General features: G+C 41.6%; 7 protein-coding genes. 5 read left to right on the top strand and 2 right to left on the bottom strand.

All coding sequences use genetic code 11. From position 1 onward, the window contains the following. The first annotated feature begins 129 nt into the window (after positions 1-129). Both VEIS1202513_RS08665 and VEIS1202513_RS08660 read left to right on the top strand, forming a co-directional pair. Positions 130-699 carry a helix-turn-helix domain-containing protein gene (locus VEIS1202513_RS08665; protein WP_244856214.1) on the top strand — a complete coding sequence of 190 codons (570 nt, stop codon included), beginning with the start codon at positions 130-132 and terminating at the stop codon, positions 697-699. Beyond that, positions 663-1517 carry an IS3 family transposase gene (locus VEIS1202513_RS08660; protein ID WP_244856321.1) on the top strand — a complete coding sequence of 285 codons (855 nt, stop codon included), beginning with the start codon at positions 663-665 and terminating at the stop codon, positions 1515-1517. Before VEIS1202513_RS08665 ends, VEIS1202513_RS08660 begins: the two co-directional genes overlap by 37 nt. Positions 1518-1651: 134 nt before the next feature. On the opposite strand, the gene VEIS1202513_RS08655 is transcribed toward VEIS1202513_RS08660, so the two are convergent. Further along, positions 1652-2629 (bottom strand): hypothetical protein, encoded by a 978-nt coding sequence (locus VEIS1202513_RS08655; protein ID WP_213467323.1) that lies wholly within the window; start codon positions 2627-2629, stop codon positions 1652-1654. Between the two features lie 344 nt (positions 2630-2973). On the opposite strand from VEIS1202513_RS08655, the gene VEIS1202513_RS08650 reads away from it, so the two are divergent. The 3 genes from VEIS1202513_RS08650 (at position 2974) to VEIS1202513_RS08640 (ending at position 11774) form a co-directional block, all read left to right on the top strand. Continuing rightward, entirely contained in the window at positions 2974-6504 is a 3531-nt protein-coding gene (locus tag VEIS1202513_RS08650) for a PD-(D/E)XK nuclease family protein (RefSeq protein WP_213467322.1), read from the top strand. Beyond that, positions 6494-10366, top strand: coding sequence for a helicase-exonuclease AddAB subunit AddA (gene addA / locus VEIS1202513_RS08645; RefSeq protein ID WP_213467321.1), 3873 nt, complete (start codon positions 6494-6496; stop codon positions 10364-10366). Before VEIS1202513_RS08650 ends, addA begins: the two co-directional genes overlap by 11 nt. A 289-nt stretch (positions 10367-10655) precedes the next feature. Beyond that, complete coding sequence (locus VEIS1202513_RS08640; protein ID WP_213466934.1) at positions 10656-11774, top strand: IS1249 family transposase; 1119 nt, start codon at positions 10656-10658, stop codon at positions 11772-11774. 114 nt (positions 11775-11888) lie between these two features. Here the strand turns inward: VEIS1202513_RS08640 and VEIS1202513_RS08635 are convergent, their stop codons facing one another. Then, on the bottom strand, positions 11889-12830 hold the full coding sequence (locus VEIS1202513_RS08635; RefSeq protein WP_156719570.1) for a diacylglycerol/lipid kinase family protein: 942 nt from the start codon (positions 12828-12830) through the stop codon (positions 11889-11891). Between the last annotated feature and the right edge of the window lie 208 nt (positions 12831-13038).

Below are 13038 nucleotides of genomic sequence, written 5' to 3'. Positions count from 1 at the left end.
AAAATAAATCTAAGAATTCAATTGGTAAGATGCATAAAAAGAATTCAATTGGTAAGATGCATAAAAAAGCCCCGAATGAGATATGATATGTACCCCCTTTACTGGACAACCAGTAAAGGGGGTATTTTCATGAGATATAGTTATGAATTTAAAAGAAAAGCAATTGAATTATTCTATCAAGGTGAATGGCCCAAGACACCTAAAGGTGTGAGGACAGATACATTTCATAGACAAATAAGGGACTGGGTTAAATTAGAACGACTTCATGGTTCAGATATTAATAAATGTCGAGGGACTAATAAGTATTGGTCTCCAAAAGAAAAATTTGAGTTAGTATGCCAAGTTCTTTCAGGTCAAGGTTTAAGATCAGTAGCTATTGTAGCGGGTATTAATTCTGGACAACTGTATCAATGGGTTCATAAATACAAAACTTTGGGATACAATGGTCTTATTAATAAACCTAAAGGACGACCACCAAAGGATTGCAAAATGAAAGTACCTAAGACTATCTCACCTCGAGAGCTCAAAGAGAGTGAATATGAGGAACTCATTCGCTTACGAGCTGAAATTGCTTATATTAAAGCTGAAAATGAAGTCATAAAAAAAGAGATTGCCTTGAGAGAAGAAAAGGAAGCTGCGCGTCTCAAGGCGAAAAAGCAGCGATTATCAAAACGCTCCGCCAACAAGGCTATCAACTAAAGCATCTTTTGAAAGCTATGCCAATGTCCAAATCTACCTATTATTTTGAAATTACTAAAGTAGATCTTGTAGATAAAAGAAATACAGAGCTAAAAGATGAAATTCAAAAGATTTTTACAGAACATAAAGGTCGGTATGGTGTACGCCGTGTATACCAAGAACTTCTTAATCGAGGTTTTGTAGTTAATCATAAACGAGTGCAAAGACTTATGCATAGCATGGGACTCGCAGGAAAGCGACCGAAGGAAAAGTATCACTCTTACAAAGGAAAAGTCGGTAAAGTAGCAGAAAATATCGTCAATAGAGATTTTAGTACAACTGCACCATTACAAAAATGGACTACTGATGTATCTCAATTTAATTTCTCGTGGGGAAAATGCTATTTATCGCCTATTTTAGATATGAATACGAATGAGATTATTGCTTATGACTTAGCATTAAGGCCTAACTTAGAACAGATTTCTCGTATGTTAGAGAAAGCCTTTAAGAAGTTTACTAATCTTTCGGGATTAATCTTCCACTCTGATCAAGGCTGGCAATACCAACATAACTATTTTAGACAAGCACTTAAAGAACATGGCATTATTCAGTCTATGTCTAGAAAAGGAAATTGTTATGATAACTCTGTGATGGAAACCTTTTTTGGTAGATTGAAAACAGAAATATATTATGGTTTTGAAACAGAATATTCATCATTTAATGCTTTTGCAGTAGCAATAGAAGAATACATTAACTATTACAACAACAAAAGGATCCAGAAAAAAACAAAATGGATGCCTCCTGTAAAATACAGGGAAGCATCCATGTGTTTAGGCTAGTAAATAATATGTGTCCAGGAAAATGGGTACATATCAATATCTCATTCGGGGCTTTGGTGATTTATATAGTCTTTAGGTGTGAAGGCTTGTAGCTTTCACCATTATAGTTAATTCGTAACGAATTATAGTTAGAATTAGCGAGTACGTGCGTTAGATACGCGAGCGGATTGTGCAATTGCGTATGCAGTACCTTTAACTAAATCGTAAGTATCAGCAGTGTTGCCAGATACTGTTACAGCTGCTACAGTGTCGTCAGTTACTGCGAACAATGCAGTTGCGTAAGGGTGTTGTGCACCATTTGGAACTGTTACAGCACCAGATTTAACAACGATGTAACGGTTGCCGTTGTTGAATACGTCGTAATGAGCAGCTTGTTTTACCCCATCATAGCTTTCATTGTAAGCGAACAATGCAGCTACTTCACCGCCTACTACTTGACCAGTTTGTTGCATGGAACGCAATTTAGCAGCTGCTACAGCTGTTGGTTGAGTCATGTTAACAGTGATACGCAAGGAGTTGTTGTTTACAACTGCTTCAGTGATTACGTTTGTAGAGAATACATTTGCAACGCCGTCGCCAGCACGGTTGTAGGAGCTAGCAGTTTTCACTTGGTAGCCGTTAGTGTATGCAGGCAAGTCGTAAGTGTAAGATTTGCCGTTCAACAACAAGTCGAATGCGTTTAATTGGTTAGTTTTATAACGGGAAACATATGCACTGCCGTTACCATTAGCTGTTACGGAAGTTACAGTTTCTTGGTATACAGGTTGGCTGTTAGTAGCGATAGGGTCCATGATTTGAAGACCTACAGCTGTTGTTTCAGGTGCTACGAAGATTGGATCGCCTAATTCTTTAGATACAGGCATTTGTTGAGCCATGTCACCTGCTGTGTAAGGTACCGCTGGTAAAGGTTTGTAACCAGGGCGTGGTGCGCTTGTTACATAACCAGATTGGTAAGCTGGTGTAGCCGCTTGAGGTGCTGCGTAAGTATATTGCTCTGCTGCAGCGCGTTCGTAAGCACGTGCATTAGCATCAACGGATGCTGCGAAAGCAGAGAAAGACATAGTTGTAGCTGCAAATACTGCGAAAGCAGCTGCTAAATGTTTTTTGTTCATAATAGTTCACTCCTAAATACATGATTTTTACAAATAACACAAATACTAACATGTATTATATATGAAATTCTGTTAATTGTAAATAAAATATAAATTTTTTTCTTAATTATAAACAAATATAATCAAATGAATCAAATTTTGTACAATTAGCTTAAATTAACCCCAGAATTAAGCACAGAATATCATATTACTATATAATAGTATTTATGTATAATGACATTATTATATCGAAAAAAATAGTTTTAGGCTATACCTAAGAACAAGAAATATATAAATTAGATGAAATTTGTGAATTATATAAATTATATAAATTGAGATGGTGAAAGCTTCACTAGGGAGGTCTCATGAGTATTAGCGTCTATTATGGACGAGCAGGATCTGGTAAGACCCGTGCCGTATATGAACGGATACGTCAAGTCATGACAGATTGTCCAGGGGAACCCATAATCTTACTCGTTCCTGAACCAGCTACCTATAGGGTAGAGCGGGAACTGGCAGAATTTATGCCTGAAAAAGGTTTTACTACGGTTCGCGTCGTAGGTTTTGGTCGTTTGGGTTACCAAGTATATCAATCCATAGGCTCCAAAGGGGCCGGTCAATCAAGCTTATCTAGCTTTGGCCGGTCTATGTTGTTGCGCCTTGTTATGAAACGAAAACAAAAGGAGCTAGGCCTCTTAGAACAGGCTACAAAACGGCCTGAGTTTTCTTCTGTATTGCAACAGCTTTTTTCTGAGTTTCGCGCATTCCGCGTTGGTCCTACAGACCTAGAACGTGGGGCGGAGTCCGTAAAAAATAAAGTATTACAAAAGAAATTGCGCGAACTTGCCATTTGTATGGCTGCCTATGAGGAGGAAATCAGTCGTCATGGGGAGCGCGATATCGATCCAATTATGGAAATCGTTGAGGCTTTGCCTCAATCTCCACTGATGGAAAATAGCCATGTCTTTATCGATGGATTCCATTGGTTTACACCTACACACTATGAGTTGATTTATACCTTATTTGATTTGGCAAAGGAATCGGTTATCACTATCGACTTGCCAATGGCTCCGAAAAGCTTAAATCTTGCTCGTCGAGGGGAACATCTCTTTAGTCGTCCTTTAGAGATTTATGATACCTTAGTGGCTCGTTATGGCACTAGTATTAATTGGGTTGGATTTGACGGCAAACGGGGCCCTCAAATCGTACAAGAATTAGAGGCTAATTACTTTACTAGTCCTAGTAAGCAAAACTCTACTGATACTACGATTCCGCTCATTCGAGGTTATAACCGGGAACGGGAAGCTGATGCGGTGGCTCGTCGTATTTTAGCTTATGTAGAATCTTCTCCAGAGGCTCGATACCGCGATGTATGTATCATGCTTCGCGAGTCGGAAACGTACGGGGATACCTTAGAAAAGGTCTTCGGTCGGTATGGCATTCCGCATTTTATCGACCGTCAGCGGCCTATGAAAAACCATCCATTAGGCGAATTGTTGACAGCCCTCTTTGATATCGTGCGCCATAGCTACAGTCGAGACAGCATGTTCTTATTGCTTAAAACAGACTTGATGCCCCTTACTCGTGAGGCCGTAGATGAATTAGAAAACTACGTACTCGAGTTTGGTATCGACCATTATAAATGGGAACGTGAAAGCTGGCCGTATTTACGAGGCTTTCATGAAGGGCAAGATGAAGAAGGTCACGCTGATGCACCTCGTAGAGCTCGTGTCAACCAAGCAAGGCAAACCATTATGGACATCCTATCCCCATGGTTTGACTTTGCCGCTCATAGCGAAGGTCATACGGGCGCTGATTGGGGCGAACAGCTGTATGGTTTGTTAGAAACCTTGCAAGTGCCACAGCGTCTCTATGAATGGGCAAAAGATGCAGAAACGGTGGGGGATCAAGAGTCGAAAGCCAGCCATGAACAGATGTACAATGCGGTTATTTCTTTCATAGATGAAATCTCTATGGTCATGAAGGATGAAGTGTTGACCCTAGATGAGATGATGTTGCTCCTCGAAGAAGGCTTGAGCGATGTAAATTATTCTATGATTCCTCCGTCCTTGGACCATGTGGTAATCACCACCATCGAACGTGGTTATAGCCAATGGTGGCCTAAGGTATTCGTCATGGGCCTCAATCAAGGCGTATTCCCACAAAGCATGGGCGATGAAGGTCTTATCAAGGATAAGGAACGTCAAGAATTGGCGGAGGCCGGCATTACTTTGGCGGAAGGAGCGTTGCCGAAGGCTTTCAACGAAAATTTCCTATTATACCTAGCTATGACGCGAGCATCCGATTCCTTGACGCTGTCCTATGCAAGTTCTGGCGAAGATGGAACCGGTCTTGAGCCATCCCTCGTGGTGAAACGACTAGAATCCCTTGGTTATGTAGATACGGCGGTAGAGATTCCACTCTCTATTGCACCTGATACGGAGTCGGATTATGTATGGAGACCTTTACAGAGTTTGTCCCTATTGTCTGAGCGCTGGGGCGCCCTCTTTAGTGGGCATGAGGTCAATCCATTGTGGTGGGGCCTCTATAACTGGGCTCGTGAAAGTGACACCTACCGTCCTCGTTTAGGGGAGGTGTCTCGTGGTATTCGAGATAATAATGATGTGCCGGTCATTACGAAGGATTTAGTGAATGGATTGTTCCTATCTAAAGGCTATATGTCTGGTTCTGTGACGCGTCTAGAGAGATATCAGCAATGTCCGTTCAAGTTCTATGCTCAATATGGTTTAAAACTAGAACCGCGTCGTGTACGTTCCTTTGGTGCTCCTGAAATTGGTACATTCCTTCACGCTAATTTAGAGCGTTTAGGTAATTATCTATTAGATAACAATAAACAATGGCGTGACCTTAACGAAGCGGATCAACAAAATTTGTGCCGCTCCGTGGCAGAAGAAATTTTACAAGAAAATCAGGGCGGCGAGGAAACGAGTGACGCCTACCAAAAGGCAATCGAGCAGCGTGTACAAAGAACATTACATGTGACGGTAGACCGCCTTGTGGAGTGGTCGAAGCGCAGTGATTTTGATACGAAATACTTGGAGCAAGATTTTGGACGTCAAGGCGGCTGGGATCCGATTCGCGTGCCTCTTGGAGAAGACCGTTATTTACGCCTCATCGGTCAAATTGACCGCATTGATGAATATACACGAGATGGTCAAACTTATGGCATGGTTATTGACTATAAGTCGGGCGGTGCCCACGTAACGGCCCAAGATGTGTACTATGGTCTTAAATTACAGCTCATGACCTATCTATTGGCCTTAGAATCCGCTTATGGCAAAACGCATGGTGGCTCCATGTCACCGGCAGCTGTGGTGTATTCCTATGTGAAAAATCCTAAAATTCCTGCCGATGCGCCTATATCTTATGAAGATGCAGTATCTTTGGCTAAGGAAAGCGATGCATGGCAAAACAGTGGATACTTCTCTGATGATATCGAGTTGTTGACGCATATTGACAATAAATTTTTGTCCTATGGTCTTAAACGAGGACCATATGTACCAATCGCTACGAAAAAGGATCAAACTATTTCTAGTAGAGACTTGCGTAAGGTTAAGAATCCTGGTGAATTTGACGTAATGTGTCGTTACACCAATCATGTAATGGCTGACATTGGTCGCCACATCGGAGACGGTCAATTCCCAATTCAGCCGTACCAGTTACATAAGAATAGACCTTGTACATACTGTGACTACAATACTGTATGCCGTTTTGACTCTAGCCGTAATAAGTATAACTATCTGTCAGGCTTATCTGAAGATGATGCATTAGAACGGATGAAAGAGGTTCTAAACGACGGAAACAACAGTAACGACAGCAATAATAGTTATGACGGAAATAATAGTAACGAAGGAGGTGAAAACCATGGGTGTTAAATGGACGCCGGAGCAGGAGTCTGCCATCATAGCGCCGAAGGATTCGTCCTTAGATAATCAAACCTTGCTAGTCGCTGCAGCTGCGGGCTCTGGTAAAACGGCAGTTCTCGTAGAGCGTATTATTACGCGGCTTAAAGATATGGATAATCCTTTATCCGTTCAAGAGCTCATGGTTGTAACCTTTACGAAGGCGGCAGCTCAAGAGATGAGCGCTCGTATTGGTCTTGCTTTGGCGAAAGCCATGGAATCCACCGAGGATGCAGCCATGCAAGAGCGCCTTGAACGACAGCTTAATCTGTTGCCGTCTGCTCATATTTCTACATTGCACTCATTCTGCCAATGGGTGATTCGATCTTATTTCTATAAGCTGGATATTAACCCAACAGCTCGTATCGGTAACGAAGCAGAAATGGCATTGTTACAACAAGAGGTGCTAGCTGATTTATTGACTAAATCTTACGAAGAAGGTCTTTATAACATCTATGAATTGGCGGATTTCTTTAGTGATGATAAATCGGATGCAGGCTTAACGGCGAAGATTATGTCTTTATATAACTACGCCATGTCCCTTGCTAATCCTGATGGATGGTTACGTAAAGCCTTAGAGCCTTATAAAGAGGCTATGACTGTAAATCCTAGTGAGACCCTATGGGGCCAATATATGTGGGATCAACATGTAGCTGTTATTGACCGCATTCGCGAGCGCTTAGAACGGATGGAGCAAATCTTGCTCGATCCAGTGGGGCCTCATAAATGGCAAAATATTTATGATAACCAACTAGCCGCACTAGGCATGCTTTCATCAGCTCAAACTTGGGATGATATGGGTGAAGCTTGTAAGCATACGGATACCTTTATTAAGGACCAGTTCCGCATGGGGTCAAAAGAGGCACAAGCTTTTGATCCCATATTGGTAGCAGAGTTTAAATCCTTAGGTTCCCAAAATAAGGAAGACCTCAAAGGAATGCAAGCGGCTGTGTTTACCGTGCCTGAATCTACCTTACAAGAACAGTTCAAGGCTCAATATCCCATCATTGAAGGTTTAGTGGAGCTCACCATTGCGTTCCACCAAGCCTATCGGGATATGAAGCAAGAGCAAGGTATCATGGACTTTAGTGATTTGGAGCATTTATGTTTAGCCCTTCTTGTTGAACCTGGTACAGAGGATGATCCTCAGCCGTCTGAGGTGGCAAGGGAGCTGCAAGATACTTTCAAAGAAATCATGGTCGATGAATACCAAGATACAAACGGCGTGCAAGAGACGATTATTAACTTGATTTCTCGCATCGATAATCGGTTCTACGTGGGTGACGTGAAGCAGGCTATTTATAGCTTCCGTATGGCTGACAGTTCTCTATTTATGGAGAAATATAATACCTATGGCGGTAATGATGAGGTAGAACGTCGTATCGACCTAGCGAAGAACTTCCGATCTCACGAAAATATTTTGGCTGCTACAAATTTCTTATTCTATCAAATCATGACAGAAGAGGCGGCGGAGCTCAATTATACTGAGGCGGAATCCCTTATTCCGGGCCGCATCGTAGAGGATGCACCGGAGGATTGGGTTGGAGGAGACGTGGAATTGCAGCTCTTAGATGTGAGTAAGGATACCCTCAGCGCTAGTGAAAGCGACGAGGACGAAGACGAAGGGGATGACCCTGAAAACAACGAGCGTGAGCTAGATTTCATTATCCAAAAGATTAAGGAAATCCATGCGGCTAAGAAAAAGGTGCAAAATCCAGATGGTACATTCCGTCAAATCGAGTGGCGTGACTTTGCTATTTTGCGCAGATCCTTGGCTGGTTGGGGCACTCGTGCAGTAGAAGCCATGCGCCAAGCGGGCATCCCTGCGGTGGTAAACGAACGAGATGGCTACTTTGAAGCACAAGAAATTCAGCTCTTACTAGCGTTGTTATCCATCATAGATAATCCTGAACAAGACTTGCCGATGGCGGCGGTATTACACTCTGGCCTCGTAGGTCTTGATGCAAACGAACTAGGCGCACTGCGCCTATCTGGCGAGGGCTCTTTGTGGTCTCTTATGCCAGCCTATGCTAAAGAGGTTCAAGATGAGCGTTTATTAGCGTTTATTGACCATATGGAGCGGTGGCGTACCTTATCGCGCCATCACGGTGTAACAGATTTGCTATGGGATATTTACGAATCTCAAGACTATGTTAACTATGTAGGAGCCATGCCGAACGGTCTCGTGCGCCGTGCGAATGTACTCGCTCTGTATGACCGAGCTAAGGGCTATGAGGCCTCTGGCTTCCGTGGACTCTTTAGATTTTTGCGCTTTGTGGAAAGCTTGCGTGATAGCAACCAAGATATGCCTCTTGCCAATGTGGTGAGCGAAGCGGACAATGTGGTGCGCCTCATGACCATCCATAAGAGTAAGGGCCTTGAGTTCCCTGTGGTATTCTTATCTGGCGTTCAAAAACGGTTCAATATGATGGATCTTCGTTCAGAACTCCTCATCGATAAAAACGCAGGACTTGGTCTTAAAGGGTACTTCCCAGATATTCGGGTGTCTTACCCAACTATGCCGTGGTTCTACGTGAAAGACGTCAAAGAAGCAGCCCTCAAGGCCGAGGAACAGCGTATTCTCTATGTGGCGTTAACACGGGCACGAGATAAGCTGATTATGACAGGTCATTTTAAAGGCTTTAAAAATGCTAAAGGTAAGTTGAGTACCTTAGGTGAACTCATTAAAAATGCAGCGTCAGTAGAAGGTCAACAATTGCCGACGGATATTATCACCCAAGCCAATACGTACTTAGATTGGCTCATTATGGGCTTTGCTCGTCATTTGGATGGTGGTAATCCATTGCGTGTAGCCATTGAGTACGAAGGGCCGACCTATTTTGACTTACCAGATAAAAAGTGTCGCATTAAGGTGGAAATTCATGATGGTTCTCTCTATGGTGATCTCGATTACAAGGCGGATATTGACGAAACGACTATCAATAAGGTGCGTGAGTTGAAAGCAGTTAATGCTGTAGAATTGCCACAGGAAATCGAAGACCGGTTCAACTATAGCTATCCGTACAGCGACGCTACGCGGCGCACGGCTAAGATTTCCGTCAGTGAATTGAAACGACGATTCCAAGAACGTGAAATTGAAGCAGGCACTATTGATACTTTGAACGAACCGATTGTAACGGTCGATACAGAGGCTAAACGAGCTGTTTCAGATGCAATATTAGGTCAAGCTATTAAGCTAGATATTCGTAATGCTGATAGGGACGCTACAAATAATGAATCTGTACCAACTATTACAGTTTCCGCTGATGATTTAGCTAATTCCGTATTCGGCCGCAAGCCGCAAGCACTGCAGTCCGAAGAGGATGTGTTGACAGGGGCTCAATGGGGTACCTTGATGCATGAGGCCATGCAATGGTTACCTCTTGCGCAGTATACTCAAGCTTCTTTAACGAAAGAGCTTGATGGACTTGTAACGAAAGGGACTTTCACAGAGGAAGAACGAAATCTATTGAGTGATACAAGTCTATATAAATTCTTTAGTTCTGATCTTGGGAAGCGTCTTATCAATGCGAAGCGCATCGAACGTGAATTGCCGTTTAGTATGCTTTTTGAAGGGAAACGCGTATACGATAGCTTAGAGGACGGCGAAAATCTATTCCTTCAAGGTATTATCGATACTGCCTTTGAAGAAGACGGTGAGTGGGTTCTTGTAGATTACAAGACGGACCGCGTCAAATCTGGGGAAGACCTCATCAAGCGCTATAAAATACAAATGGATCTCTATAAAGAGGCCTTGCAGCGATTGACAGGGATGCCTGTGAAAGCATGTTATATCTATAGCTTCCGTTTGCATGATGCTATCAGCATAGACTAGCCTTGTAAGTATATGCTTAACTTAGTGCTATGCATGAGAAATATGCAGGGACTAGGTAGGTATTTCCTATAAGGTAATGAACATAAAAAAGGGTTATAGGACAAAAAGTGTTGCTGTTAATGCCGATGGAGGTAGTTAAATACTGGCTCTATCGGCATTTTATCTTTTTGAGTAACTTTTACATATAGGACAAAAAGTGTTGCTAAAAAGTCTGAACTCCCTTGATTTTACTGACTCAAATAAGGTTTTATCTTTCTAGAAAGATATATTTTTTAGAAGGAGTATAATTATGAAACTAGTCAGATGCCCTAGTTGTGGTTTCATTTGTAAGAAAAATGGTAGAACAAATGCGGGTTCTCAACGTTGGTATTGTAATCAATGTTCTTGCTCATTCACAAATAAAGTGAATAAAACTAACAATAATTTACAGATGTTTTTGGATTGGTTATTTGGTAAACACACACAGTTAGATATGGCTGGTGATGGACGTTCATTTCGGAGAAAAACATCACAGTTTTGGGAACTTTGGCCATTACCACCAAAAGTTGAATCATCAAGTAGCGTAGTATTTGTTGATGGTATTTATTTAGCTAGAAATGCTTGCATTTTAATCTGTTGTAATGAGACGCATGTCTTAGGCTGGTATGTTTGTAGATATGAACATTCTAAGGCTTGGGAGGCTTTATTACGACGTATTTCACCACCTACAGTAGTTGTATCCGATGGTGGTACCGGCTTTCAAAAGGCATTAAAAAAAGTTTGGCCGAAGGCCAAACTACAAAGATGCTTATTTCACGCATTTCAACAAGTAAAACGCTATACAACAATACGTCCTAAAACGATTGCTGGCCGTGAATTATATGGAATTGCAAGGGATTTATTAACGATACACACACAAGATCATGCCGTAAAGTGGGTACAAAACGTTATGTCATGGAAAGTACGACATAGAGTATTTCTATCAGAAATGACCGTTGACGAAAATGGTACGATACGACCTAAACACGAACGACTCATAAAAGCAGAAAATTCCTTAATTAAATTAATCAATAAAAGATGTTTGTTTACTTACTTAGATACATCATTAACATGTACCTGTCCGGCTACTAATAATCGTATAGAAGGTGGCGTAAATGCTCAGTTACGCGCTATGTTACGTAATCATAGAGGAATGTCTATTGAAAGACGAATAAAAGCGGTGTTCTGGTGGTGCTATATGCACTCACCGAACCCGCTTTCTAATGCAGAAATACTTAAGGTTATGCCGACCAACAAGAGTATTTCTGATATATATCATACCATACATGAACAATCTAGGTTAGAAGCCTCTATTCCAACTTGGGGTGATGCTATTGTTTGGAGCGATTTGCATAATTATGATCGCCTATTTACCAATCTTTGGGACTGAAATAGCAACACTTTTTGTCCTATAACCCATAAAAAAGCTCTCTATTCTTGAATAGAGAGCTTTTATGTTATAGATTGTTATATAGTTTTGTCCTGTAGATTTCTCTACAATTTATTAAATATGTGGTAGTATAGGCAAATTCAAAGCCTTTTTCTTTTTGTGTTTTGCTGGGGCAAATACTTTTAGAACCCGTGGCAATACTTCGATATCTACTGGCATGGATGGGCCTTGGTCGCCATCCATATTAGTAGGTAGATCACCGATATTAGATAATAACTCAATATGAGCCTTTTTCACGGTTAGTGTTGTTGTATAACGGGAGTTGTAGATGGCACCACTAATGATAAGCGGCAATACGCTTAGGATATCGAGGATGAAGTATTCCTTGAATATTATGATGCGCATATAACCATCATCTACAGATGCTTCCGGCATGAAGCGTTCAAAGCTAGATACTACATTGGTGAGCAATGCAAGAACGAGTGGGGATTTACAGATAAAATCGTCATTCTCTGTTTTGATGCGGTATGTGTAGTCCTTTGTTGTAAATAAGGCTTGCCCTGCGCGTAAAAAGTAGGCTAGAGGGCCTAAGATGCTCTTTTCCTTTGGGGTAACCTCTTCGATTACCTTTGGAATAACACCGGCTGCGATATTATTGCAGAAATATCTGTCGTTACAACGACCGATATCAATGGTACGTGTTTGATTGATATCAATTCGTTTGATCGCCTGTGTTGGATTCTGATGAATACCAAGGGCACGAGACATATCGTTTACAGTACCAACAGGAATGAAACCAAAGGTAGATTTAAAGCCACCTTGGGCAATACCGTTAACGGTTTCATTTACGGTGCCGTCACCGCCCATGCAGAACACAGCATCGAATCCGCGTTCGCAAGCATCCTTTGCGAAACGTGTAGCATCGCCTTCACCAGTAGTGAATTTGACCTCAATCGTTTCAAACAAGGTGCTCAATTTCCATTGTAAATCGAGGGCATAGCGACGTGCCGCACCGCCACCTGATACAGGATTTATGATAACTAAACAACGGCTCATGGTACAACTTCCTTACTTTCAAAAATGAGATATAGCTATTATCTATCGTTAAATTGACAGTCTTAGATGTGAGCTCTATAATTATACTATATGTACTAAATCACATATAACATATTTATTCAAAATACAAAATATATCGTACAATATATTATACTCATTTTAGCCGTTCTTTGAAAGTACGAATGAGTTGAGGGGATATAAGATTAGG

Source organism: Veillonella orientalis, from assembly GCF_018406505.1.
Classification (GTDB): Bacteria; Bacillota; Negativicutes; order Veillonellales; family Veillonellaceae; genus Veillonella; species Veillonella nakazawae.
This window is presented reverse-complemented; position numbering and strand designations above follow the sequence as displayed.